Below are 26,823 nucleotides of genomic sequence, written 5' to 3'. Positions count from 1 at the left end.
CGATCGGGCTGGCCGATGCGCCGCCTTTCGCCATGGTTCGCCGCGCCGCGCAGCCCCATCCGAGCGAGGCCGCGCGGCATGTCCGGCATCGTGCAATCGGGCCGCCGTCGCTTCGCCTCGGCGTGCATCCGCACCCGCTTGCGGTGCATCGCCGCCGCACGGGCACAGTGCTGCGCCGCACCAAGTCTGTGCGACGGTGCGTCACAACGCGACGCACCGCGATCGCGCCCCGACCGGCGAAATCGCCGCAAACCCTTGCCAGCATTCAATCGCTCGGTTCTGGCACGGCGCTTGCAATGCATGGCTCGAGCGCATCAACGGCGATGTGCTCCGCAATACGGCATCACTGCAACACCGAATATCGAGCGGCCCGGCAACGGGCTTTCTGGGCAACGGCGTCCTGTGCATCCGGTCTTTCGACCGGGTTCTCAGGGCGCCGTTTTCGTTTTTGGGTTACCCACATGATCAACAAGGCCACCCGCATCGACCTGTTCAGCCTGCGCACCGTGCAGATGCGCGCGTTCCATCTGACCTGGATGGCGTTCTTCGTCTGCTTCTTCGCGTGGTTCGCCTGCGCGCCGCTGATGCCGCTGATCGCCAAGCAGTTCCACCTGAATGCCGGCCAGGTCGCCGACATCAATATCGCGGCCGTGGCCGCGACGATCCTGGTGCGCCTGCTGGTCGGGCCGCTGTGCGACCGCTTCGGCCCGCGCCGCGTCTATACCGGCCTGCTGGTGCTCGGCGCGATTCCGGTGATCGCGGTGGCGTTCAGCCACGACTACTGGACGTTCCTGATCTGCCGCCTCGGCATCGGCGCGGTGGGCGCGAGCTTCGTGATCACGCAGTACCACACCTCGGTGATGTTCGCGCCGAACGTGGTGGGCACGGCCAACGCCACCACCGCGGGCTGGGGCAATGCCGGCGCGGGCGCGGCGCAGGCGCTGGTGCCGCTGCTGGTGTCGGCCGCGCTGATGCTCGGCTTCGGCGACGGTTCGGCCTGGCGCGCGGCGCTGGTGGTGCCGGGCATCGCGATGCTGCTGATGGCGGTGGTCTACTGGCGCGGCACGCAGGACACGCCGCGCGGCGACGTGCTCGCGCTGCGCGCGCAAGGCGAAACCGTGGAGAGCGGCAAGAAGGGCGGCTGGGGCAGCTTCGTCGCGGCCTCGCGCAACTACCGCGTGTGGATGCTGGCGATCACCTACGCCGCCTGCTTCGGCGTGGAAGTGTTCATCCACAACATCGCCTCGCTGTACTACGTCAATCACTTCCAGTTGTCGCTGAAGGATGCGGGCTTCGCGGCCGGCATCTTCGGCTTGCTCGCGCTGTTCGCGCGTGCGCTCGGCGGCGTGCTGTCGGACCGCTTCGCCGCGCGCCGCGGCCTGGCCGTGCGCTCGCTGCTGCTGGCGGTGCTGATCGCCGGCGAAGGCCTCGGCCTGCTGGCGTTCGCCCATGCGGGGCAGGTGGGCACGGCGGTGCTGGCGATGGTGGCGTTCGGCCTGTTCACGCACATGGCCTGCGGCGCGACCTACGCGCTGGTGCCGTTCATCGATCGCAATTCGCTGGGCGGCGTGGCGGGCATCGTCGGCGCAGGCGGCAACGTGGGCGCGGTGGCGGCCGGCTTCCTGATGAAGGGCGTGGGCGACGTGCAGACCACGCTGTCGGTGCTCGGCGCGGTGGTGCTGGTCACCTCGCTCTGCGCGATCGCGGTGCGCTTCAGCGCCGAACACATGGCCCGCGAGGCGGCGCTGCGCGCCAGCGCGCTGGCCGCGAACGCCGTCAACTGATCCGGGCTTACGGGAGAACCCATCATGAACATCGTCGTCATCGGTCACGGGATGGTCGGCCACAAGCTGCTCGAATGCCTCGCCGCGCAGGCTCACGACACGGCGCCGCGCGTCACGGTGCTCTGCGAGGAGCCGCGCCCGGCCTACGATCGCGTGCATCTGTCGGCCTTCTTCTCGGGCAAGTCGGCGGACGAGCTGTCGCTGGTCGCGCCGGGCTTCTTCGAGGCGCATCCGCATCTCGCGCTGCGCCTGGGCACGGCCGCCGCCTCGATCGACCGCGCCGCGCGCACGGTCACGCTGGCCGACGGCGAAACGCTCGGCTACGACAAGCTGGTGTTCGCGACCGGCTCGTCGCCGTTCGTGCCGCCGGTGCCGGGCCGCGAGCGCGACGATTGCTTCGTCTACCGCACCATCGAGGATCTGCTCGCGATGCAGGAATGCGGCGCGCGCGCAAGCTCCGGCGTGGTGGTGGGCGGCGGCCTGCTCGGCCTCGAATGCGCGAAGGCGCTGCGCGACATGGGCCTCGACACGCACGTGGTGGAATTCGCGCCGCGCCTGATGGCGGTGCAGGTGGACGACGGCGGCGGCAGCATGCTGCGCGGCCGCATCGAGGCGCTCGGCGTGCAGGTGCATACCGGCAAGAACACGCTGGAGATCGTCGATGGCGAGGCGGGTACGCATCGCATGAAGTTCGCCGACGGCACGCACCTCGACACCGACATGATCGTGTTCTCGGCCGGCATCCGCCCGCGCGATCAACTGGCGCGCGACTGCGGCCTGGAAATCGGCCCGCGCGGCGGCGTGGCGATCGACAGCGCCTGCCGCACCAGCGATCCGGATATTTACGCGATCGGCGAATGCGCGGCCTGGAACGGCCAGACCTTCGGCCTGGTCGCGCCGGGCTACGACATGGCGCGCGTGGTGGCCGCGCAACTGGCGGGCGGCGACGGCACGTTCGCCGGCGCGGACATGAGCACCAAGCTCAAGCTGATGGGCGTGGACGTGGCCAGCATCGGCGACGCGCACGCGAAAACGCCGGGCTGCCGCGTGGTGCAGTACGCGGACGGCCGGCGCGAGGTCTACAAGAAGCTGGTGACGTCGGCCGACGGCAAGCAGTTGCTCGGCGCGGTGCTGGTGGGCGACGCGGCCGAGTACGGCACGCTGCTGCAGATGATGCTGAACGCGATCGCGCTGCCGGCCGAGCCGGAAACGCTGATCCTGCCGCAATCGGACGGCGCGGCCAAGCCGGGCCTGGGCGTCGACATGCTGCCGGCCGGCGCGCAGATCTGCTCGTGCAACAACGTCTCGAAGGGCCAGCTGTGCGAGGCCGTGGCGAACGGCGCGACCAGCATCGGCGCGCTGAAGAGCTGCACCGGCGCGGGCACCTCGTGCGGCGGCTGCGTGCCGCTCGTCACGCAGGTCATGAAGGCCGAGATGAAGAAGCAGGGCCTGGCCGTCAACAACCATCTGTGCGAGCACTTCGCGTATTCGCGCCAGGAGCTGTATCACCTGATCCGCGTGGAAGGCATCCGCAGCTTCGGCGAACTGCTCGCGAAATACGGCACCGGCCTTGGCTGCGACATCTGCAAGCCGACCGCCGCCTCGATCCTGGCCTCGTGCTGGAACGAGTTCGTGCTGAAGACGGAGCACGCGAGCCTGCAGGATTCGAACGACTACTACCTCGCCAACATCCAGCGCGACGGCACCTATTCGGTGGTGCCGCGCATGCCGGGCGGCGAGGTCACGCCGGAAGGGCTGATCGCGGTCGGGCAGGTGGCGAAGAAGTACAAGCTCTACACCAAGATCACGGGCGGCCAGCGCGTGGATCTGTTCGGCGCGCGCGTCGAGCAACTGCCGCTGATCTGGGAAGAACTGATCGAGGCCGGCTTCGAATCGGGCCACGCCTACGGCAAATCGCTGCGCACCGTGAAATCGTGCGTGGGTTCGACCTGGTGCCGGTTCGGCGTGGGCGATTCGGTGGGCCTCGCGATCGATCTGGAAAACCGCTACAAGGGCCTGCGCGCGCCGCACAAGATCAAGTTCGGCGTCTCGGGCTGCACGCGCGAGTGCGCCGAGGCGCAGGGCAAGGACATCGGCGTGATCGCCACCGAGAAGGGCTGGAACCTGTACGTGTGCGGCAACGGCGGCATGAAGCCGCGCCACGCCGAGCTGCTGGCCTCGGATCTCGATCGCGACACGCTGATCCGCTACATCGACCGCGTGCTGATGTTCTACGTGCGCACCGCCGACCGGCTGCAACGCACCAGCACCTGGCGCGACAACCTCGAAGGCGGCCTCGATTATTTGATCGACGTGGTCGTCAACGACACGCTCGGCCTCGGCGAAGAACTCGAAGCGCAGATGGCCCACGTGGTCGCCACCTACGAATGCGAATGGAAGAAGGCCGTGACCGATCCCGCCACGCGCCGCCGCTTCCGCCACTTCGTCAACAGCGAATCGGCCGACGCGACCATCGCGTTCGTCGAGGAGCGCGGGCAGATCCGCCCGGCCAACGAGGCCGAACGTGCCGCCGCCGCGCTGGAAGCGGCCGCCGCTGCCGCAGTCGAACCCGCGACGGCCTGAGCGCCGCAGCACGCCTGACCCGAATCGAGGAATACGCAATGCAAACCCAATCGACCCCGACGTCCCCCGCCGCGAACTGGACGCCCGTTTGCCCGCTGCACGACATCGTGCCGAATACCGGCGTGTGCGCGCTCGTGAACGGCGGCCAGGTCGCCGTGTTCCGCGTGGAAGGCCGCGACGGCGCGACCGGCATCTACGCGATCGACAACATCGATCCGCTGTCGCGCGCCGCCATCCTGTCGCGCGGCCTGGTGGGCAGCCTCGGCGAGCGCGTGGTGGTGGCCTCGCCGCTGTTCAAGCAGCACTTCGACCTGCGTACCGGCGAATGCGTCGAGGCGCCGGAGAAATCGGTGGCCGTCTACGCCTCGCGCGTCGAGGACGGCTTCGTGTGGGTCGGCACGGCCTGACCCGCGACGCCATCGTTACGGAGTGCGCATGACCAGCACAGGCGGCACGAGCGTCAAGACGGTTTGCCCGTATTGCGGCGTGGGTTGCGGGATGGTGCTGCACGTCGAGGCGGGCGAGGTGGTCAAGGTGTCGGGCGACACCGAGCACCCGTCCAACTTCGGGCGGCTGTGCACCAAAGGCTCGTCGGCGCACGTCGCGCTGCGTCACGCGGGGCGGCTCGAAACGGCCTACCTGCGAGAGGCGCGCGAGCACGATCCGGCGCCGCTCGCGATGGACGACGCGATCCGCGAAACCGCGCGCCGCCTGCGCACGCTGCTCGACGCGCATGGCCCGGACGCGCTGTCGTTCTACGTGTCGGGGCAGATGTCGATCGAGGCGCAATACCTCGTCAACAAGCTCGCGAAGGGCTATATCCGCACCTCGCACGTCGAATCGAACTCGCGGCTCTGCATGGCGAGCGCGGGCAGCGGCTACAAGCTCTCGCTGGGCGCGGACGGCCCGCCAGGCTCGTACCAGGATTTCGATCGCGCGAACCTGTTCTTCGTGATCGGCGCGAACATGGCCGACTGCCATCCGATCCTGTTCCTGCGCATGATGGATCGCGTCAAGGCCGGCGCGAAGCTGATCGTGGTCGATCCGCGCCGCAACACCACCGCCGACAAGGCCTCGCTGTTCCTGCAGATCAAGCCCGGCACCGATCTCGCGCTGCTCAACGGCCTGCTGCACCTGCTGCACGCGAACGGCCGCACCGATGCCGCGTTCATCGACGCGCACACCGAGGGTTGGGACGCGATGCCGGCGTTCCTCGCCGACTACACGCCCGAGAAGGTCGCCGCGATCACCGGCTTGCCGGAGGACGAGATCCGCCGCGCCGCGCAGATGATCGGCGACGCGCCGGACTGGATGAGCTGCTGGACCATGGGCCTGAACCAGAGCACGCGCGGCACCTGGCACACCAACGCGATCTGCAACCTGCATCTGGCGACCGGCGCGATCTGCCGCCCCGGCAGCGGGCCGTTCTCGCTGACCGGCCAGCCGAACGCGATGGGCGGGCGCGAGATGGGCTACATGGGGCCGGGCCTGCCGGGCCAGCGCAGCCTGCTCGACGCGTCCGATCGCGCCTTCGTGGAATCCATCTGGCAACTGCCGGCCGACACCTTGCGCCCCGAGGGCGGCGGCGGCACCGTCGACATGTTCAAGCAGATGGCGGCCGGCGAGATCAAGGCCTGCTGGATCATCTGCACCAACCCGGTGGCGACCATGGCGAACCGCGCCAACGCCATCGCCGGCCTGCAGGCGGCCGAGCTGGTGATCGCGCAGGACGCGTTCCTCGACACCGAAACCAACCGCTACGCCGACATCCTGCTGCCGGGCGCGCTGTGGGCCGAGGCCGACGGCGTGATGATCAACTCCGAGCGCAATCTCACGCTTACGCAGCAGGCCATCGCGCCGCCCGGCGACGCGCGCGCCGATTGGGCGATCGTGGCCGCCGTGGCGCGCGAGATGGGTTTTCGCGAGGCGTTCGACTACACGTCGGCCGAGCAGGTGTTCGACGAGATCGTGCGTTTCTCGAACCCGAAGACGGGTTACGACCTGCGCGGCGCGAGCCATCGCGCGCTGCGCGCCACGCCGATCCAGTGGCCGTGTCCGCCCGGGGACGGCAACGACCGCCATCCCATTCGCTACCGCAACGACGGCGTCAGCCAGCCGCTGCTGACGCACGAGGACGGCGCCACGCCTGCGCTCGCATTTCCCACGCCGAACGGCCGCGCGCGGTTCTTCGCGCGCCCGCACGGCGACGCGGCGGACCTGCCCGACGCCGAATTCCCGATCGTGCTGAACACCGGCCGCTTGCAGCACCAATGGCACACCATGACCAAGACCGGCAAGGTGGCGATGCTCAACAAGCTGAACCCCAAGCCGTTCGTCGAGGTGCATCCCGAGGATGCGGCGGCGCTCGGCATCGCCGCCGACGACAGCGTCGAGCTGCGCTCGCGGCGTGGCCGCGCGGTGCTGCCGGCGGTGGTGACCGACCGCGTTCAGCCGGGCGCGGCGTTCGCGCCGATGCACTGGAACGACGTGTACGGCGAGGCGCTGTGCGTGAACGCGCTGACCAGCGACGCCGTCGATCCCGTTTCGCTGCAACCCGAACTGAAGTTCTGCGCGGTTTCGCTGACCCGCGTGGACACCGCGCCGCCGCCCCTGCCGCCCGAGGCCGGCGGCGCGGCCTCTGAACCGAACCCGCAGGCCGCGCGCGAAGGCGCGACGGCCACGCACCAGGAATCGACCATGTCAGCCGCTCTCGATACGTTTTCGGCCGCGCTCGGCCTGCACGACCTCGCCGCGCCGCGTCTCAGCGACGCCGAACGCGTCTACGTGGCCGGCTTCGTCAGCGGGCTGCGCGCCGCGCCGGCCGACGGCGTGCCGGTGCTGCCGGCCAGCGCGCCGTGCGCGCCCGCCACGCGGCTGTGGCTCGACGGCATGCTGGCCGGGCTGTACAGCCGCGCGCCGCGCGCCGACGCGCCTGCGTTGCCGGGCGTTGCCGGCGCCGCGGCCCTGGCGGATGGCGCGGCCGACGCCCACGATGCGGCGGCCGGCGTGCGGATCGTCCACGCGCGGCCCAAGGTCGTGCTGCTGTGGGCCTCGCAGACGGGCAACATCGAATCGCTGACCGAGCTGTACGCCACGCTGCTGATGAACGCCGGTTTCGAGATCCGCATCGCCTGCATGGCCGACGCCACGCCGGCCGTGTTCGCGAACGCGCAATACGCGCTGCTGATGACCAGCACGTTCGGCGATGGCGACGCGCCCGACAACGGCGCGGCGTTCTGGGACGCGCTGTCGGCGGCCGGCGCGCCGCGCCTCGACGGCCTGCGCTTCGCCGTGCTCGCGTTCGGCGATCGCAACTACGACGCGTTCTGCGGCCACGGCCGCCGGCTCGATGCGCGCCTGGCCGAACTGGGCGGCGAGCGGCTGGCCGAGCGTGTGGATTGCGACGCGGAATTCCAGCCGGCCGCCGATAGCTGGCTCGAACGCACCATCGCGCGGATCAAGCGTGTCGACGCCGCGCTGCATGCCGTGCCCGACGGCGGTGCGATCCCGTCGCTGCTGCCGACCAAGGCGCGGCCCGCCGCGTCGCGGCTGGTGTCGAACCTGAAGCTGAACCAGCCCGGCGCCTCGAAGGACACGCGCTACCTGTCGCTGTCGGCCGAGGGCGCAGCGCTCGAATACGAAGCCGGCGACGCGCTCGGCATCTGGCCGACCAACTGCCCGGCGGTGGTGGACGAACTGCTGACGCTGACCAGGCTGTCGGCCGACACGCCGGTGGCGGTGGCCGGGGTGGGCGACGTGCGGCTGGCCGATGCGCTCGGCAAGCATCTCGACATCACGCGCCCGCACCCTGATGCGCTTGCGCTGATCGCCGAGCGCAGCCGCAACGGCGCGCTCAAGTCGCTGCTGGCCGACGAACGCAAGGGCGATCTCAAGAACTGGCTCTGGGGCCAGCAACTGGCCGACGTGCTGCACGAATTCCCGGTGGATCTGTCGGCTGCCGACCTCGTCGGCATGCTCAAGCGGATCCAGCCGCGCCTGTATTCGATCGCATCGAGCCCGGCCGCGCATCGCGACGAGGTGCACCTGACCGTGTCGGCGGTGCGTTACAGCAACGGCCGCCGCGACCGCAAGGGCGTGGCCTCGACGTTCCTGGCCGACCGCGCGACCGACGGCGGCGTGCCGGTGTTCGTGCAGAAATCGGCGCATTTCCGCCCGCCCGCGCATGGCGAGACGCCGATCGTGATGGTCGGCCCCGGCACCGGCATCGCGCCGTTCCGCGGCTTCCTGCACGAGCGGCGCGCGCGCGGCGCGAGCGGGCGCAATTGGCTGTTCTTCGGCGAGCAGCATGCGGCCACCGATTTCTACTATCGCGACGAGCTGACGGCGATGCGCGACGACGGTTTTTTGACCGAACTCGACGTGGCGTTTTCGCGCGACCAGGAGGAGAAGGTGTACGTGCAGGACCGCATGCGCGAGCGCGGTGCGGAACTGTGGTCGTGGCTCGATGCGGGGGCGCATTTTTACGTGTGTGGAGATGCGTCGCGGATGGCGAAGGATGTCGATGCGGCGCTGAAGGCGGTGGTGGCCGCGCACGGCGGGATGGACGAGGCGCAGGCCGGGGAGTATGTGGCGAGGATGGCGAAGGAGCGTAGGTATTTGCGTGACGTGTATTGAGTGGGGCGGGGGAGCCCTTGATTTTGTAGTCCACCTATCAAACAACATCCAATCGCCGAATTGGGCGGCGAGGCGCTGGCGCTGAAAGCGGCAATGCGCCGCAGAACGCCCAGCTCGGCGACCTGCTGCGCAACGTCGTGCGACATCGACGCGGACCGCCCACGCGGGCCTGGCGACGGCCAAACGTGCCACCGGTAATACCTCTATAAAGCGCAACGGGAAATCACCCGGCCTGCCGCTGATCCAATCGCTGACAACCCATGAACTTCTCCGACGGGCGGCTCGATGCCGAATCGCTCGCCGAGATGCCGTTGTCGCGCCCGCCAGAAATTCAGAAACATCCAATTCTCATCAGCCCCCGCTTTTTATACACTCGCGACGACTTGAAATAAGACGCGCAACTGCAATGGATGCGCAAATAAAGGGAGACGATGAGCACTTGCAGCCGGCACGGGCAGTTATCAGGGGGCATGTCACGAGAATCCAATCGCAGGGTCGAGCGTCGTCGGCGCGCTGCGCGCAACGCGCTGAAGGCAATGTCCAGCGTTCTGATGATCATCTCGGCGACGACAGCCAACGCGTCGAATCTGGCGAGTCTCGCCAGCGACGCGCTCGCTCACGATGCCGCGTTCAAAAGTGCCGAGGCGGCCTGGCGGGCGGGCATCGAAAAAGCGCCCCAGGGGCGAGCGGGGCTGCTGCCGCAAGTTGGCATACAGCAGGTCATCTATCGCAATGGCATCAGGATTCCAGGGCAGACCATCCCCGGCTATTCGACCAACGGCTTCACCCTCACGTTGAATCAGCCGCTCTTCAACTGGGCTGCGTGGGAAAACTGGCAGCAAGGCCAGCTCCTCGCGATGGATGCCGATCTTGCGTTGGCACAAGCGAAGCAGGACTTGCTGCTTCGCGTTGCCCAAGCCTATCTGGCCGCACTGAATGCGCAGGACGACTTCGCGCTCGCCATCGGCCACCGCAAGGCCGTCGCGGAGCAACTGGCGCTCGCGAAGCGCCGCTTCGCGCTGGGCGATGCGACCATCGTGGATACCAACGAGGCACTGGCCAGCTTCGATGCTGCGCGGGCCGATGAAGTCGCCGCGCAAACGCAACGCGATACACGCTACGCGGCGCTCGAGAAGATGGTCGGCCATCCTGTCGACAGGGTAGATGGATGGCGCGACGACGCGCGTTTGCCACCCGTGTCGCCCGCGGACCTGCAACAGTGGATGGACACGGCCGCCACCGCGGATTACGGGGTGCGTCGAAAATTGATCGCGATCCAGCTCGCCAGCCGGGAGCGGAACAAGGCACGCGCCGGCGACTATCCCACCGTCGCGCTGGTCGGCAACGCCAGCAACGGCAACGCGGCGTATATCAACGGCCAGACGAACTTCTACACGGGCGCGAGCCGGGGCAGCTCCGGCTACATCGGCATCCAGATCTCGTTGCCGCTGACCGACGGCCTGATGACCCGCAGCAAGATCCGCGAAGCGCTCGCGCTGGAAGACAAGGCTCGCGACGATCTGGACGACACGCAACGCAGCGCCCGACTGACGGCCCACGACGCCTATCTGGGCGTTACGCGAGGTTTGGCGCAGACGGAAGCGCTGGCGAGCGCGGTGCGCTCGGCCACCGTCGCGTGGCGCTCGAATCAAACCGGCTACCGGGTCGGCGTTCGCGTGAACGCCGATGTGCTCGACGCGGGAGACAAACGCTACCGGGCACAGCGCGACCTGGCGCGCGCCCGTGCGGAAACGCTCGCCCAAGCGCTGAAGCTGAAAGCGAGTACCGCCGATCTGAGCGAGGCCGACCTTGCCGCCCTCGACGCACTGCTGATCGCGCCCACGCCCGCTGCTGCACGGAGCCTCGGCGCATCGGGAGCGCATTGATGCATCAACTCGTCAAACGCCATCTGCTGATCGCAGCCGCATTCGGTATCGCGTCGAATCTGTTGCTGCTGACGCCGACCCTCTATCTGCTCCAGGTGTATGACCGCGTGCTGCCGAGCCAGAGCATTCAAACGCTGCTGATGCTGATGGCCTTCATGGCGATCGCACTCGGGATGAACCTGGGTGTCGATCTCGCCCGCAGCCGGATCTTGTCGGACCTGGGCGTGCAGATCGGCAACCGGCTTGAAGCACTTGCGTTGCAGGCGCAAATTGCCGCTCACGCTCATCGGCAGCCTTCACGCGCCATCGCGAGCCAGGGCGATATCAATACGCTGCGGGCGTTTCTCGCGGGGTCCGGTGTCATCGCGTTTTTCGATGCGCCGTGGCTGGTGGTCTACGTGGTCGTCATCGGCCTGTTTCACTGGTCGCTGGCGCTGATTGCGGTGATCAGCGCGCTGTTGTTGATTGGCGTCGCGCTGGTCAACGACCGGCTCACGCGCAAGGGCATCGTGTCTTATCTCGCGCGGCAGCGGGAGACGGATTCGTTTTACCAGCAGCTCATTCGCAATGCCGAAGTCATGACCGTGCTGGGCATGGCGGATAACCTGGTGGGCGCCTGGGATGCGCGCAAGCGCGACTACATCGCCGCGCAGCGCGACGTGTCGGATCGCAGCGCGTTCTACCGCGACCTGACCAAAGGGCTGCGGCAGGCGATTCAGGTGATCACGATGGCTGCCGGCGCATGGCTCGTGATTGCGGGCCATGCGACACCTGGCGTGATGCTTGCCACGACCATCCTGCTCGGCAAGGCGCTGGCGCCGATCGAACAATTGATCGGCAACTGGAAGCAGGCCGGCGAACTGCGTGAGGCGTGGCCTCGTCTGGAGGCGCTGCTCGCCGCTCAGGCCGAGGTGGAACCGATCGCGCTGCCTCCACCGACGGGGGAAATCCGGGTCGAACAGATCGCGTTCAGTGTGCCGTCGCGAACGCCGGGCCTGGGAAGGCTGCTGCTGCGCGGCATCCATTTCACGCTGGCTGCGGGCCAGACCTTGGTGATCACGGGGCCCAGCGCGTCCGGCAAGTCGACGTTGCTGCGAGTCATCGCGGGGCTCTGGCGCCCGCAGGCGGGTGCGGTGCGGCTCGACGGCGCCGACGTGGCGCAGTGGCCCCGGGCTTCGCTGGGCCGGTATCTCGGGTACGTGCCGCAGGACGTCGAACTGTTCGCGGGCACCGTCGCGGAAAACATCGCGCGAACCGCCAAGCCTCTTCCGCTCGATTCGGCCGCAATCGTCCGGGCCGCCCAGCGGGCGGAGGTTCACGACATGATCTTGAATCTCCCCGACGGTTACGAGACGCCGATCGGCGATGCCGGGGAACGGTTGTCCGGCGGACAACGTCAGCGCATCGCCCTCGCGCGCGCCTTGTACGGGGAGCCCGCCGTGTTGCTGCTGGATGAACCCAACGCGAGCCTGGACACGCGGGGCGAAGCCGCGCTCGAGCGCGTGCTGCGCCGGCTGAAGGCCGATGGGATGACCCTCATCGCGGTGACCCATCGGCCGTCACTGCTCGCGCTGGCCGACCGAATCCTGAGGCTGAAAGATGGGCAAATGGAACAGGTCGACACCCCGTCCAGACCAGAGAAGGCCGACAGCGGCTCGCGCCCAGGGACCGGCCAGACCGACGACGCCAGCGGCGTGCCGCCCGATATCGATCTTGCTGCGATGCGGGCGAGCCGATCCACGCTGCAGGCGGTCCAGGTACCGACGCTTGAATCGACGACAGAAGGCAAGCGATGAGAACGTTCGTGTTTTTGCATCGCGTGAGCGAAGCCCTGAAGCGCTGGTGGCCTGATTCCGGCGTATCCGACGAACGCGTGCTGCCGCTGCCGCGCCGGTTGATCGGCTTTGGTGTTGCTGGTGTCGTCGTGGGCTTGGGTTTGATGTGGGGGTGGGCCGCGCTCGCGCCGCTTTCCGGTGCCGTCGTCGCGGAAGGCTCGGTGCGCACCGAAGGCGAACGCAAGACGGTGCAGCACCTGGAAGGCGGGATCGTGAAACAGATCCTGGTCCGCGACGGCGACCGCGTGACGGCCGGCCAGGTGCTGATTGTGCTGGACAACGTCGGCCCGGCGTCCGAACTGTCCGCGTTGCAGGCGCAATCCGATGCGGAACAGGCGAAGATCGCGCGACTGTCGGCCGAGCGCGAGCTGAACGATACCTTGACGTTTCCGGCTGCGCTCGAAAGCCAGCGCAACCATTCGCGCATCGCCGAATTGCTGGCGCGCGAATCCTCGCTTTTCATCGCGCGCCGGCGCGCGTTCGTCGACCAGAGCGCGATGCTGCGCACCGAGCTGGCTCAGACCCGCCAGGAAATCGCCATCAGTTCGCAACTGATCCAGACGATGAACCGCAGTTACGACATGGCGCGTCAGCAGCGGAGGACCAACGAAACCTTGCAGCGGGAGGGGTTCGTCGCTCAAACGAAGGTGCTCGACTTGCAGCGGACCGAGGCCGACGCACTCTCGCGCGTCCAGTCCGGCGCGGCCGACCTGAGCCGCGCGAAACAGCGGCAGACCGATCTCGAACTTCGCATTGCCGGGCTGCGTCACGACTACGTGAAGGCGGCCGACGACGAACTCAAGGACGCCACCGCGCGCGCGGTCCAGATCGGCGAGCGGCTTTTGCCGGCCCGCGATCAGTCGGCCCGAACCCGCGTGAGCGCGCCGGTCGCGGGGGTGATTGTCGGCCTGAAGGTGCACACGATCGGCGCGGTGATCGCGCCGCGACAACCGATTGTCGATGTCGTGCCCGACGGCGCGCCGCTGATCGTGGAAGCGAACATTCGGCCGGACGATGTACGCGAGATCGCGCCAGGAAGCCATGCGGACGTTCGCTTGACGGCCTACAACTCGCGCACCACGCCGATGCTCGACGGCAAGCTTACCTACATTTCCGCGGATGCCCTGACCGACAGCGACAAGCGCACGCGTTTCTACGTGGTGCGGGTGGAGGTGCCGGCGCAGGCACTGGCGAAAGCCAACCGGCTTGCCAAAGAACCGATCGCACTTGGGCCTGGGCTTCGGACCGAGGTGTATATCCGCACGCATGCGCGTTCGGCTTTCGATTATCTGCTTGAGCCGGTCAGGGATGGGATTCGTAAATCGATGCGGGATTAACTTGGCGACGGGATGCCGGGACGTGGATTTCGTATTTGCAGGATGGCGATCGGGACTAAATCGATTTTAAAGCTGGTTGCCATGCATTCAGGAGGTTGGATCAACGTTCCAGCCCGGTTGTTAAACGCTGTTTTCGTGAGGAGCAATACCGATGAAAGCCATGACAGTAACCGCAGTGGCGACCGCCACCGTGGCAAGCAACATAAGTTACGCGCAGCCGGCGCCGGTGTTCCACATGCCGACCGCATTGCCGGGGAGTTTGCGTTATTTTCAACCGGATGATGCGCCGCAGATGAAGCCTGCATTGACGAGTCATTTGAATTCTGCGCAGCAAACGAGCCCACCGGAAAACCAGTCTATTTCTTCGAAAGGCGGAAAAGGGGTGGCGCGGATGATATCCAAGCCGAAAACTCCCATTGAATTTGTTCGGAATTTTAAGGTCATTTTTGACAATGATCTCCTGTTGCAAGATGCGTTCTACGCCGAGGTAAATTTAAAAGATATTTTTAATCTGGAGAGTTTGAAAGTTAGTAACAGAATCGATGGCTCTGGGAAAAGTATCTCGATAGTTGGGCGCGTATCCGAAGAAATTTTCCCGAGAATAAAAGCATCCGAATTTTTCGGTGGATCGACTTCAGGGGCGGATTTTGTTGGTGGAAGGACTGACCAATTAGAGTCAATCAGAGGTGGTTTGAACTTTGGAATGTACGAAGGCGGCCCGGATTTTGATGCTGCGATGAAAATATTTGGAAAAAGATTTTTTCTTGTTCCGCCTCAGCCATCTCCGCATGGCGGCCCTAGCGCAGCGACGGCCTCTCATGGAAACGAAACGTGGAAGTTTGAGCAGGTAGACGAACGAACGGATAGGGCAATTACCATCGGTTTTAACCCCGCTGGAAGTCTTTCCAGTGTTCTTATTCAAGTCAAAAAAACTAAAAAATAAGGTCGTGAGGAGCAATGCCGATGAAAGCCATGAAAGTAGCCGCAGTGGCGACCGCCACCGTGGTAAGCAACATAAGTTATGCGCAGCCGGCACCGGCGTTGGATATGCCGGCGACGTTGCCGGGAAGGCTTCATTTTGTGCAACCGGAGGATGCGCCGCAGATGATTCCGGCATTAACGAGCCATTTGAATTCTGTACAGCAAACGAGTTCGCCGGCAAATCAGTCTGTTTCTCAGAAGGGCGGAGAACGGGGGGCGCAGATGATATCGAGACCGAAAAATCCTACCGAGTTTGCTGAGAACCTCAAGGTGATTTTTGACGGCGATCTCCTGCTGCAGGATGCGTTCTATACCGACGCCAATCTGAAAGATGTTTTTAATCTGGAAGAAGTCAGCATATTCGATGATGCCGACAGTGGGGAGCGTCAGATTTCGATTATGGCCAGCGTTCCCGCAGCAGCGATTCCAAGAGTAAAAGTGTCGGAATCCGTGGGAGAGTCGATAGCTGGCGCGAATTTTGTGGGTGGGAAAAAATTCCTTAAAAATGGTTCAATTTCTGCGGGATTGAATTTTTCCCTTTATGGCGAAGGGCCGGATTTTGGTGCGACCGAAAAAATATTCGCCGAGAAATTTGTTCGTCTTCCGGACGAGCCATCTCCCCATGGCGGCCCGCCTGCTGCTACGGCCCCACATGGAAACGAAACATGGAAATACCGGCAGGTAGGCTGTCAAATGGAAAAGGAAGTGATCATCGGTTTCAATCCGGCTGGTGTGCTTTCCAGCGTCCTTATTGAGATCAAGAAAAATAATAATCAGGGTGGTGAAAAATGACGGTGGCTCTTAATGAAAAGCGCGTTCGGCTTTCGATTATCTGCTTGAGCCGGTCAGGGATGGGATTCGTAAATCGATGCGGGATTAGGTGGGTGGTGAGGTGCGGGAAAGCGGATTGATTTGCCGCCGGGTGGCAGCTGAGATTCGAGCGGTTCGGTAAGAGAGGTTTTTTAATCGATTCGGGGCGGATTCTATTAGCTCCGTAGCCTGGTTGTTAAACGCTGTTTTTGAGAGGAACAAGACCGATGAAAGCCTTGACAGCAGCCGCAGTGGCGACCGCCACCGTGGCAAGCAATATAAGTTACGCGCAGCCGGCGCCGGTGTTCCACATGCCGACCGCATTGCCGGGGAGTTTGCGTTATTTGCAACCGGAAGATGCGCCGCAGACGGCTCCTGCTTTAACGAGCCATCTAAATTCCGCACGGCAAGTCGTTTCGCCGACAAACCAGTCCGTTTCCCCGCAAGGCGGAAAAGAGGTAACGCAAATGATACCCAGGCCGAAAACTCCCGTCGAGTTTGCTAAAAATCTCAAGGTTATTTTTGACAGCGATCTCCTGCTGCAGGATAAGTTCTATACCGAAACCAATCTGAAAAATATTTTCAACCTAGAAGAGGTGAGCATATCCGATGACGTTGATGGCGGGGTGCGCCATATTTTGATTATGGGTAGCGTGCCAGATTCGATAATTTCAAGAAGAAAAGTATCAGAGGATTTCGGTGGAACGGTTCCCGGAGCTCAGTTTGTGGGAGGGAGAAAAGTTCATTCGTCGGGATTTTTTTCCGCAGCGCTGAATTTTAACCTTGATAAAGATGGGCCGAATTTTGATGACGCGATAAACATATTCGCGAAAAAATTTATACGTCTCCCGCCCCAGCTATTTTCCCACGGCGGCCCGGCTAAAGCGACAGAGCCTCACGGAAACGAAAACTGGAGATACCAGCAAGTAGACGATAAGGGGTGCAAGATCATAACCATCAGTTTTGATCCGACCGGCAACCTTTCCAATATTGTCATTGAACTCAATAATAATTAAATGTGGTGGAAAAAATGACGATTGCTCTCGGAAATAATGCTCTTAAAAAATTGGCTAAAGGATTTGGTCTAAATTCTGCGAAGTATAACGCGATTGTTGCGGCAGCAGAAAAATCACCGTTCCTGGCTGACGAACTGAATACCTATGGAAATCACGATGACTGGTATTTCAAAACTGGAAAAGAAAATTATGGGGTGTATACTGATTTTTCTAAAAAGACTATTTTTTTCGACCCTGCGTGGAACGAATCGGAAACCTTATTCGTAACTACGCTCGCGCATGAACTCGGACATGCATTACTACCGGGTGGGATAGGTGGTTCGCTCGCATTGAGTCCTGATCAAGCCGTCGCAAATGGCTTGACCAATGAAGGGTGGCGCTGCTTTCCGAATACATCGTTGCCTTTCAGTTGGGGTTGACCGGTGGCGCGGCCGGTCACATGCATTCTGACTTATTCGACAGTCGATTGACGCTGCAACTGAATAAACTAGCGCAGTCGGCCGGCATCGACGTCAAAAATATAACGTGGGGATCCGCAACTGCTCAGATACTTACCAATCCAGGCACGGCATTTGTTGATGCTGCGGACAAGTACTATGGAATGCTGCCGCCGTCCATTGCCAAACACCTGACATATACACAGTACTATGCGGATTGCTGGATTCTCCAGCAATCCGGCATGGACGCGAATCTCGTCGACTGGCAGAAGGTCCAGGGCGACATGATCACGTACACCAACTCCACGGTTGATGGCCAGCCGGTATTCACGATTGATACAAAAGCCATTCCGCTGCTGAACGGCGGATGGGTCATGGTAAATGGCGAGCTTTCGTTGAAAGGCACAGTGACGACGTCCCTGTTCGATCCCGACGGTCAAATCCAGGAGCAAGCAAAATTCGATCACACCGGGTTCAAACTCCAGGACGTATTTTTTGGAGCCGATGGCAAGGAAACCCAGCGCTACGATTTCCGGCCTGACAATAGCCACACGAAGTACGACTTCAGCCCCGATGGCTCGCAGACTGCGACGCTGTATGGCGTGAATGGCAAGATCAACGAATACGCGAAGTTCAACGCCGCAGGCTTTAAGACGCTGGACACCTTCTATGGCGCCGACGGCAAGGCCACGCAACAATACAACTTCAACCTCGACGCGAGCTATACGAAGTACGACTTTGCCATCGATGGTTCTCAGACAGCGACGCTGTACGGCCCGACCGGCCAGATGACCGAGTACGCGAAGTTCAATGCAAGCGGCTTCAAGACGCTCGATACCTTCTACGGCACGAATGGCAAGGCCACGCAGCAATACCACTTCAACCTCGACAACAGCTACACAAAGTACGACTTCGCCGCCGATGGCACCCAGACAGCGACGCTGTACGGCCCGACCGGCCAGATGACCGAGTACGCGAAGTTCAATGCCGACGGCTTCAAGACGTTCGATACCTTCTACGGCACGAATGGCAAGGCCACGCAGCAATACAACTTCAACCTCGACCACAGCTACACGAAGCACGACTTCGCCGCCGATGGCACTCAGACAGCAACGCTGTACGGCACGACCGGCCAGATAACCGAGTACGCGAAGTTCAATGCCAACGGTTTCAAGACGTTCGATACGTTCTACGGCGCGAACGGCAAGGCCACGCAGCAATTCAGCTTCAACCTCGACAACAGCTACACGAAGTACGACTTCGCCGTTGATGGCACCCAGACCGCGACGCTGTACGGCACGAGCGGCCAGATGACCGAATATGCGAAGTTCAATACCAACGGCTTCAAGACGCTCGATACCTTTTACGGCGCGAGCGGCAAGGCCACGCAACAATACAACTTCAACCTCGACAACAGCTACACGAAGTACGACTTCGCCGCCGATGGCACCCAGACAGCGACGCTGTACGGCACGACGGGCCAGATGACCGAGTACGCGAAGTTCAATGCCAGCGGCGTCAAGACGCTCGATACCTTCTACGGTGCCGACGGCAAGGCCACGCAGCAATACGACTTCAACCTCGACAACAGCTACACGAAGTACGATTTCGCTGCCGATGGCTCACAAACCGCGACGCTGTTCGGCGTCAATGGTGAAGTGACCGAGCATGCGAAGTTCAATACCGCCGGTGTCAAGACGCAGGATATCTTCTTCGGCGCAGATGGAAAAGCGAACAAGCAGATCGACTTCAATGCTGACGGCAGCTACGCTTCTCACGTATTTAATAGCGACGGCTCGCAATTTGGAGCGTTGTTTGGAGCGAATGGACAGATGACCGAATATGCAACCTTCAACACCAGCGGCTTCAAGACACGGGATATCTTTTACTCGAACGGAACGGCGACAAAACTGTACGACTTCGCGGTCGATAATAGCTTTATCGCACATACGTTCGACGGGGCGGAGGAAATGGTCGCGCTTTTTGGTGTCAATCATATCGTCTACGACTATTATCAATATTCGTCTGGAAAGCTGTTTGAGCGTGATTTCTTTGATGGCCTTGGGCGTCAGATCGAAGCTGATCGATTTAGCACGAGAACGGGCAACCTTACGGGGTTCTCAAAGTTCTCGTACAACAACGATGGTTCATATAACGCCAAGACTTATGATTCGTCTGGGTATCTGACAGCGAGTTCCAAATACACTGGCGACGGGCACTTGATCCAAAACAATGCCATCTATATTCCTGGCGGCAGTGGCTTCCCCGTTGCCCACGCGATTTGGAGTTTTCAAGTCTAATCGCGTCAATGCGTTTGAAGAAGGCATGTCTCGGGCTGAACGCTGACCTGTGTTGAAGGTAGATCGGCTTACACCGGTAAATCGCATCCCCGAGGCGAGGTGGGCGGGCGGCGCGGTGCTTGTCGTCTGGCAGGCACCGCGCCCCGTTTCACATTCACCGCGTAAACGTATCCCCAAGCACCACGCCCTCACGGCGCGGATCAGTCCCACCTTGCAGCAACGCCACGCCGTTCTGCTGAATCCGCAGCACGGTATTCACGCCGCTGGCCTGCGCCGAAGTCGAAACAGTGTGACCCAGCGCCTTCAGCCCCACGAGCAGCGCATCGTTCGCACCGCCGTTGCTGGTGTCGACGTTCGGATGCTCGCCGCCGACCGTGGTGGTCGGGCTGTTGCTCGCGCCGAAATCGATCAGCCCGGCCGACTGCTGCGCGTCGAGGCCCCAGTCGAGCGTGCCGACCAGCGTCTTGAGCACGTACTGCGGAATCGTGCCGCCGCCCGGCGAGCCGGTCGCCATCAGGAAATCCCCCTTCGAGCCGTCCGCCGCGACCTTGAACACGATGGTCGGCGCCATCGAGCTGCGCGGGCGCTTGCCCGGCTGCACGCGGTTCGCCACCAACGCGCCGCCGGTATCGGTGGGGCTGGCCGAGAAGTCGGTCAACTGGTTGTTGAGCAGGAAGCCGTGGGTCATGTGGAACGACCCCATGCTCGATTCGACCGTGGTGGTCGCGCTCAACACGCTGCCGTCGCCGTCGACGATGGTGAACTGATTGGTGCCGTGCTCGATCAACGTGGTGTCCACGCCGAGCGGGATCGCGCCGAGATCGCCGGGCAGCGCGGTGCCCATGCTCTTGGCGGTGCTGATCAGGGCCGCGCGCTGCTTCAGGTACGGCTTGTTCAGCATCGTGTCGGCGCTGCCGCCGGGCAGCGGGATGAAATCGGTGTCGGCCACGTACTTGTCGCGGTCGGCGTAGGCGAGCCGCTCGGCTTCGGTGATCAGGTGCACGGCCTGCACGCCCGGTTTGCCGCCCTCGAGGTCGAGAGCCGTCGGCCCCATCGATTTCAGGTCGAAGTTCTCGAGGATGCCGAGCGCCGAGGCCACCGCGATGCCGCCCGAGGACGGCGGCGGCATGCCGCATACCCAGTACGCGCCGCGATAGGTCGTGCAGATGGCGTCGCGGCGCTTGGCCTGATAGGCGGCGAGGTCGGCCAGCGTGGTCTTGCCCGGGGTGATCTTCGAGCCGTCCGCGCCGGTGGTGGTGGCGATCTTCGCGACGATGTCCTGTGCGATCGCACCCGTGTAAAGCGCGTTCGCGCCGTTTTGCGACATCTGCGTGAGCGCATCGGCATAGGCCGGGTTCTTCAGCACGGTGCCGAGCGCCTTCGGCGTGCCGTCGGCGTTCAGGAAGTAGGCGGCGGCTTCGGCGTCGCGCTTCAGGCTCGCGGTGTTGCCCGAGATCGCGGCGGCCAGCCGCCCGCCGATCGGGAAGCCGTTGGTGGCCAGCGAGATTGCATCGCCGAACAGGTCGCGCCATGGCAGCTTGCCGTGGTCGCGCTGCAGCAATTCGATCAGGCGCGGCACGCCGATGGTACCGATCGAGCGGCCGCTGGCGCGCGCGCTCGGCACCGGGACGGTCTGGTCGCTGGTGTCGTCCACGTAGCGCAGGTAGTTTTCTGTCGCGGCGGCGGGCGCGGTTTCACGGCCGTCGTAGGCCTGCAGCGTCTTGGCGCGGCCGTCGTAGTAGAGCAGCACGCCGCCCGACCCGAGCCCCGTGGCTTCCGGCACGGTCAGCCCGAGCACGGCCTGTACGGCCACCGCCGCGTCGGCCGCCGAGCCGCCCTTGCGCAGCACCGCGCAGCCGGCCGCGCTCGCATAGGCGTTCGAGGTGGTGACCAGGTAGGTTTTCGCGACGATCGGCTTGAGCCCCTTGCGATAACCCGAGGCCGGCTCCGGCAGCGACGGGTCACCGGGCTGGTTCGAGCCGACCACCGAGGTCGAGCCGCTGCTGTCGATCGCGAGGCAGGTGGTGTCGGTGGAAGTGGTTGGGGACGGCGCCGGCGCGGCGGTTTCGGTGTCGCCGCCGCAGGCGCTCATCAACGCGGCGGCCAGCACGGCGGACACGTACGGCAGAAGTTTGGGAGGGGTCATCGGTTCGCGGTAGGAAATATCGTTGGAATGGCGCGTGTTCGCCGTGGCAATCGGCCTCACACGCGAATCGATCCTTACCGGAAATATTTCAATTGGCAATCGGGCAGTTTTCCGTATTCCAACATGGGCTTACGGATACGACACGATTTTTGCGATGGCTTGGCCCGCCGCCGATAGATGAATGCGTGGTACCGCACGGTGCGCGTTTTGGCCTCGCGTTAAACGATGTTGACCACTAAATATCGCGTGAATCCGGCAATGCAGTTTTGCAGGGCGGCTCATCTATGCGTGCAGGGGCCTCTGCGATACTGCCCGGCGTGTCCTGCCCTCGGCCCGCTGTCGCAAGCCGCCAGGCCACGCGCCGCTTCCGAGACACCCCGCCGCGGCGCCGCTCGACGCGATACCAATACACCCCGTTCGAATCTCGCCATGTCCACATCCCGAATCCACGCAGAATCCCTGCGCTCGCTGGTGCGCACCGCCGATGAAGCCGCCGCGCTGATCGCCCCGAACATGACCGTCGCCATGAGCGGCTTCACCGGTTCCGGCTACCCGAAGGCCGTGCCGACCGCACTCGCCACGCGCATCTCGGCCGCGCACGCACGCGGCGAGGATTTCCGGATCAACGTGCTGACCGGCGCCTCCACCGCGCCCGAACTCGACGGCGCGCTGGCCAAGGCCGACGGCATCTCGATGCGCCTGCCGTATCAATCGGACCCGATCCTGCGCGAGAAGATCAACGCCGGCGAGCTCGACTATCAGGACATCCACCTGAGCCATGTCGCCCAATACGCGTGGTTCGGCCTGTTCGGCGAAATCGACGTGGCGGTGGTGGAGGTGGCCGGCATTCGCGAGGACGGCTTGTTGATTCCGTCCGCTTCGGTCGGCAACAACAAGACCTGGCTCGATCAGGCCAAGAAGGTGATTCTTGAAGTCAATTCGCGCCAGCCGCTCGGCCTCGACGGCATGCACGATATCTATTACGGCACCGCGCTGCCGCCGAACCGCAAGCCGATTCCGCTGGTGTCGGCCGACGACCGCATCGGCGAGCCGTACCTGCGTTGCGCGGCCGAGAAGATCATCGCGATCGTGGAAACCGACGCGCCCGATCGCAGCAACGCGTTCAACGCTCCGGACGACGCCTCGAAGCTGATCGCGAGCCACCTGATCGATTTCCTGCGCCACGAAATCGGCCGCGGCCGCCTGCCGGCCAACCTGCTGCCGCTGCAATCGGGCGTGGGCAACATCACGAACGCCGTGCTGGCCGGGCTGGGCGAGGGCGGCTTCACGAACCTGAGCGCCTACACCGAGGTCATTCAGGACGGCATGCTCGACCTGCTCGCGAACGGCACGCTAAGCTTCGCCTCGGCCACGGCGCTTTCGTTGAGCCCCGACGCCGTGAAGCGCTTCGCCGACGATATCGCGCTGTTCCGCTCGAAGATCCTGCTGCGCCCGCAGGAGATCAGCAATCACCCCGAACTCGTGCGCCGCCTCGGCTGCATCGCGATGAACGGGATGATCGAAGCCGATATCTACGGCAACGTGAATTCCACGCACGTGATGGGCACGAAGATCCAGAACGGCATTGGCGGTTCGGGCGACTTCGCGCGCAATGGTTATTTGTCCTGCTTCATGTCGGCCAGCACGGCCAAGGGCGGCACGATTTCTCGGATCGTGCCGATGGCCAGCCACGTGGACCACACCGAGCACGACGTGGGCGTGGTGGTGACCGAGCAGGGCCTGGCCGACGTGCGCGGGCTGTCGCCGCGCCAGCGCGCGCGCAAGATCATCGACACCTGCGCGCACCCGGATTTCCGCCCGATGCTGGCCGATTACTTCGAGCGCGCGAGCCGCGAGAGCTTCGGCAAGCACACGCCGCACTTGCTCGGCGAGGCGCTGTCGTGGCACGAGCGCTTCGTGCGCACCGGCACGATGAAGCCGTAAGGCTGGCAGACCGCCGGAACCCCGGGCGGAAGGCGCAATGCCGTTCGCCAGCGGGCCGGCTCCATCGGCAAAAGGCCGCCGCGCAACCTGAAGGTTGCGGGCGGCCTTTGCGTTTATTCGCTGCCGGTTTCGAGCGCTTCGCCCGTTTCGCCTTCGGCACGCTGCGCGCCGCGATACGCCGTGACGTGACGCGCGTGCCGTGCCGGCGCACCGATCACGAACGCGCGCCGCCGCAACGCGCCGCTGCCGCGCGAGGCTGCGGCGGTGGCCGCCGAGATGCGCCAGCCGGCGCTCGGCTCAACGGGCCGCATGATGGGCCAGATGCTGGCGGATCAGCGCCAGGTAGTGATCGCCGACCGAGTGATCGGTGGCGGCGCGGCGCGCGGGCCGCTGGATCGTGACCGGCGGGCGCAGGCCGAGATAACGGCACAGTGCCGATACGTAAGGCTTACGCGTGCGCCCGAGCTGGTGGAGCGCCCGTGCGACGCGTTCGTCGCCGGCCTGGCTGCGCAGCCACGCAAGGATCTGGCGATCGGTATCGTTGACGATTCGAACCCGATGTTCCATTGCTCACCTCGATACTGGTTATCAGTACAGTGCTGTAAATATATCCAGTATTTTGAGGCGACACAACCCGGAACAAACGGGGGCGGATGAAACTGGCCGAACGGCCGATCCCGCACCCTCGGCGAGCCGCCCGAGCGCCGCGCAAAGCCTTGCCGCACGCGGCAAACCGCAGGTGCGGCAGCCCCGGGCGGTTGCCAATTCGGGCGGCACCTAATATCATTCGCGCGTTGCAAATAAGAATCATTATCGCGATGAGGCGCCGGCAAGGCGGCAGTAGGCCGGGCGGCGCGGCCGGCAAACGAGAGCGGTTCGCACCGGTCCGGCATCGCGGTAGGCTGTGCCGCAGGCCCGTTCGGCGGGCGTCGGCCGGCTCCTGTTCGCCGGCGTCGCCACCCACGCCGCGCCGGCGCGCATCACACACCCGAGGAACTACCGATGACTGGCGACAAGCGCGGCACCCCGCGCGAACATTACGGCGGCACCTTGCTGCAATTGCTTCGGCCGTACCTGCCGATCACGCTCGGCGCGACGCTGCTGGGCATCGCGGGCGGCCTTTGCACGGCCTGGCTGCTGTCGGTGATCAATGCCAGCCTGCATGCGCCGGGCGGCCTCGGCGAGAAAACCGCCGTTACCTTCGTCGCACTCTGCGTGATCACGCTGCTGTGCAACGGCATCGCCGGGATCGGCAACAGCGTGACGGGCCAGCGCATCATCGCCGCGCTGCGCAAGGACATTTCGGCGCGCATCGTGTGCGCGCCGGTGGCCGAGCTCGAACGCTACAAGACGCACCGCCTGCTTTCGACGCTGAACAGCGACGTGGAAACCGTCAGCGCGATGACCTTCAGCTTCCCGAACGTCGCCGTCGCAGCAGCGGTGGCGGCGGGCTGCGTGGCCTACATGCTGGTGCTGTCGGTGCCGCTGTTCCTGATCGCGCTGGTGGCGATCGTGATCGGCGCGTTGATCAACCAGTACGCCAGCCTCAAGTGGGGGCAGTACTACCGGGGCGTGCGCGGCGCGCAGGACGAGCTGCAGAAGCAATACCGCGCGATCACCGAGGGCGCGAAGGAACTGCGCATCAACCGCGACCGCCGCCAGCGCGTGTTCGGCACGCGCCTGGCCGGCGCGGCCGACGAGGTGGCCGAACTGAAGATCAAGGCGATGCGGCTGTATTACGGCGCGAGCGCGTCGGTCACCACGCTGTTCTTCGTCGTGATCGGCGTGCTGCTGCTGTTGCAGCAGCGTCTGGGCGTGTCGCCGGAAGTGGTCAGCGGCTTCGTGATCGTGCTGCTCTACGTGCGCGGTCCGGTGGAAACGCTGGCAAGCAGCCTGCCGGCGTTGAGCCAGGCGCGCATCTCGTTCCAGCGCATCGCCGAACTGACGGCGCAATTCGCGAATCGCGAGGCGCGGCTGCTCGACGGCACGCCGCCCACGCCGTTCGCCGACCTGCGCGAGATCGAACTGCGTCAGGCCGCGTGGGAATTCCCGCCGGTCGGCGGCCAGCCGCCGTTCCGGCTTGGGCCCATCGACCTGAAGATCGAACGCGGCGACATGGTGTTCGTGATCGGCGAGAACGGCAGCGGCAAGACCACGCTGATCAAGCTGCTGCTGGGGCTGTACGAAGCCGGGCAGGGCCAGTTGCTGCTGAACGGCGAGCCGGTGCCGGCCGAGCGCATGGATGCCTACCGCCAGCTCTATTCGGCGGTGTTCGCCGATTACCACCTGTTCGAGGATCTGGTGGTGCACGACGCCGCGCTGATCGCACGCGCGCAGGCCTACCTGGAGCAACTGGAGATCGCGCACAAGGTGAAGATCGAGGACGGCGTGTTCTCGACCATCGATCTGTCGACGGGCCAACGCAAGCGGCTCGCGCTGGTGCACGCGATGCTCGAACAGCGCCCGGTGATGATGTTCGACGAATGGGCGGCCGACCAGGATCCGACGTTCCGCCGCGTGTTCTACACGGTGTTCCTGCCGGAACTGAAGCGCCAGGGCAAGACGCTGATCGTGGTGTCGCACGACGATCGTTATTTCCACGTCGCCGATCGCGTGATCCGTATCGAGCGCGGCCAGATCATCCAGTCGTCGAAGGGTTCGGAGTTCGTCTACGAGGATCGCGGCACGGCGGCCGAGCGCCTCGAAGGCGTGGCGGCTGTCGAAGGCGGCGTACGCACGCACTGACCCAAGCGAAACGGCCCGCCGGGGTGACCGGGCGGGCCGTGGCTTCATGGTGCGAACCGGGCCGCGCCTGCGGCTCCGGTCATCAGCCGAAAACGATCAGATCGATGCGCGGCCGAGCCACTCGCGCACATGGTTCGCGCGCGACGGGCGCGGCGGCGGCGCATCCTGCGAGGCCGGCGTGCCGACCATCAGGAAGCCGAGCAGGCGGTCGGTCGGCTCGAAATCGAGCGCGAGCGGCAGCTTTGGATCGTAGGCGTCGTCGCCGGTGATCCAGAACGCGCCGTAGCCCAGTGCGTGGCAGGCGTTCAGCAGGTTCATGGTGGCGGCGCCCGTCGAGAGCAACTGTTCGACTTCCGGAATGCCCGCATCGTCGCGGATCGCCAC

At 64.3% G+C, this 26,823-nt stretch carries 19 protein-coding genes; 15 read left to right on the top strand and 4 right to left on the bottom strand.

The features are described 5' to 3' along the window. The first annotated feature begins 461 nt into the window (after positions 1-461). The 13 genes from ACYP33_RS33000 (at position 462) to ACYP33_RS32940 (ending at position 19,604) form a co-directional block, all read left to right on the top strand. Positions 462-1,784 carry an MFS transporter gene (locus tag ACYP33_RS33000; protein WP_414441828.1) on the top strand — a complete coding sequence of 441 codons (1,323 nt, stop codon included), beginning with the start codon at positions 462-464 and terminating at the stop codon, positions 1,782-1,784. Positions 1,785-1,808: 24 nt separating this feature from the next. Further along, complete coding sequence (gene nirB / locus ACYP33_RS32995) at positions 1,809-4,367, top strand: nitrite reductase large subunit NirB (protein ID WP_459625344.1); 2,559 nt, start codon at positions 1,809-1,811, stop codon at positions 4,365-4,367. 38 nt (positions 4,368-4,405) lie between these two features. Then, a complete protein-coding gene (gene nirD, locus ACYP33_RS32990) occupies positions 4,406-4,774 on the top strand; it encodes a nitrite reductase small subunit NirD (protein ID WP_414441830.1) in 369 nt (122 codons plus the stop codon). Between the two features lie 28 nt (positions 4,775-4,802). Beyond that, the gene (locus ACYP33_RS32985; RefSeq protein ID WP_459625343.1) at positions 4,803-9,002 is read left to right on the top strand and encodes a molybdopterin-dependent oxidoreductase; all 4,200 of its coding nucleotides are present in this window, start codon (positions 4,803-4,805) and stop codon (positions 9,000-9,002) included. Positions 9,003-9,262: 260 nt separating this feature from the next. Next, complete coding sequence (locus ACYP33_RS32980) at positions 9,263-9,394, top strand: hypothetical protein (RefSeq protein WP_459625342.1); 132 nt, start codon at positions 9,263-9,265, stop codon at positions 9,392-9,394. A gap of 144 nt (positions 9,395-9,538) precedes the next feature. Further along, positions 9,539-10,888, top strand: a complete 1,350-nt coding sequence (locus tag ACYP33_RS32975) for a TolC family outer membrane protein (RefSeq protein WP_459625341.1) — start codon at positions 9,539-9,541, stop codon at positions 10,886-10,888. Continuing rightward, a complete protein-coding gene (locus ACYP33_RS32970) occupies positions 10,888-12,684 on the top strand; it encodes a type I secretion system permease/ATPase (protein ID WP_459625340.1) in 1,797 nt (598 codons plus the stop codon). Before ACYP33_RS32975 ends, ACYP33_RS32970 begins: the two co-directional genes overlap by 1 nt. Beyond that, positions 12,681-14,060 carry an HlyD family type I secretion periplasmic adaptor subunit gene (locus ACYP33_RS32965; protein WP_459625339.1) on the top strand — a complete coding sequence of 460 codons (1,380 nt, stop codon included), beginning with the start codon at positions 12,681-12,683 and terminating at the stop codon, positions 14,058-14,060. The genes ACYP33_RS32970 and ACYP33_RS32965 overlap by 4 nt, the downstream gene beginning before the upstream one ends. 151 nt (positions 14,061-14,211) lie before the next feature. Further along, positions 14,212-15,003, top strand: coding sequence for a hypothetical protein (locus ACYP33_RS32960; RefSeq protein WP_459625338.1), 792 nt, complete (start codon positions 14,212-14,214; stop codon positions 15,001-15,003). Positions 15,004-15,023: 20 nt separating this feature from the next. Next, on the top strand, positions 15,024-15,833 hold the full coding sequence (locus ACYP33_RS32955; RefSeq protein WP_459625337.1) for a hypothetical protein: 810 nt from the start codon (positions 15,024-15,026) through the stop codon (positions 15,831-15,833). A gap of 245 nt (positions 15,834-16,078) precedes the next feature. Further along, positions 16,079-16,867 (top strand): hypothetical protein, encoded by a 789-nt coding sequence (locus tag ACYP33_RS32950; RefSeq protein WP_459625336.1) that lies wholly within the window; start codon positions 16,079-16,081, stop codon positions 16,865-16,867. A gap of 14 nt (positions 16,868-16,881) precedes the next feature. After that, positions 16,882-17,286 (top strand): M78 family metallopeptidase domain-containing protein, encoded by a 405-nt coding sequence (locus tag ACYP33_RS32945; RefSeq protein WP_459625335.1) that lies wholly within the window; start codon positions 16,882-16,884, stop codon positions 17,284-17,286. Beyond that, positions 17,241-19,604, top strand: a complete 2,364-nt coding sequence (locus ACYP33_RS32940) for a hypothetical protein (RefSeq protein WP_459625334.1) — start codon at positions 17,241-17,243, stop codon at positions 19,602-19,604. The genes ACYP33_RS32945 and ACYP33_RS32940 overlap by 46 nt, the downstream gene beginning before the upstream one ends. Before the next feature lie 154 nt (positions 19,605-19,758). On the opposite strand, the gene ACYP33_RS32935 is transcribed toward ACYP33_RS32940, so the two are convergent. Continuing rightward, a complete protein-coding gene (locus ACYP33_RS32935) occupies positions 19,759-21,750 on the bottom strand; it encodes a gamma-glutamyltransferase family protein (RefSeq protein WP_459625333.1) in 1,992 nt (663 codons plus the stop codon). A 429-nt stretch (positions 21,751-22,179) separates the two neighbouring features. Between ACYP33_RS32935 and ACYP33_RS32930 the strand changes: the two genes are divergently transcribed. After that, positions 22,180-23,694 (top strand): acetyl-CoA hydrolase/transferase family protein, encoded by a 1,515-nt coding sequence (locus ACYP33_RS32930; protein ID WP_414447707.1) that lies wholly within the window; start codon positions 22,180-22,182, stop codon positions 23,692-23,694. 113 nt (positions 23,695-23,807) lie between these two features. Here the strand turns inward: ACYP33_RS32930 and ACYP33_RS32925 are convergent, their stop codons facing one another. Both ACYP33_RS32925 and ACYP33_RS32920 read right to left on the bottom strand, forming a co-directional pair. Next, positions 23,808-24,005 carry a hypothetical protein gene (locus ACYP33_RS32925; RefSeq protein WP_459625332.1) on the bottom strand — a complete coding sequence of 66 codons (198 nt, stop codon included), beginning with the start codon at positions 24,003-24,005 and terminating at the stop codon, positions 23,808-23,810. Beyond that, a complete protein-coding gene (locus ACYP33_RS32920; protein ID WP_414441842.1) occupies positions 23,992-24,261 on the bottom strand; it encodes a hypothetical protein in 270 nt (89 codons plus the stop codon). The genes ACYP33_RS32925 and ACYP33_RS32920 overlap by 14 nt, the downstream gene beginning before the upstream one ends. A gap of 435 nt (positions 24,262-24,696) precedes the next feature. On the opposite strand from ACYP33_RS32920, the gene ACYP33_RS32915 reads away from it, so the two are divergent. Next, positions 24,697-26,439, top strand: a complete 1,743-nt coding sequence (locus tag ACYP33_RS32915) for a cyclic peptide export ABC transporter (RefSeq protein ID WP_459625331.1) — start codon at positions 24,697-24,699, stop codon at positions 26,437-26,439. Positions 26,440-26,535: 96 nt separating this feature from the next. Here ACYP33_RS32915 and ACYP33_RS32910 read toward each other — a convergent pair. After that, a partial coding sequence (locus tag ACYP33_RS32910) for a nitroreductase family protein (protein ID WP_459625330.1) occupies positions 26,536-26,823 on the bottom strand: 288 nt, incomplete at its 5' end.

It is taken from the genome of Burkholderia sp. 3C, from assembly GCF_054589155.1.
Note: the sequence above shows the minus strand (reverse complement) of the source record. Positions and strands in the feature narration are given on the sequence as shown.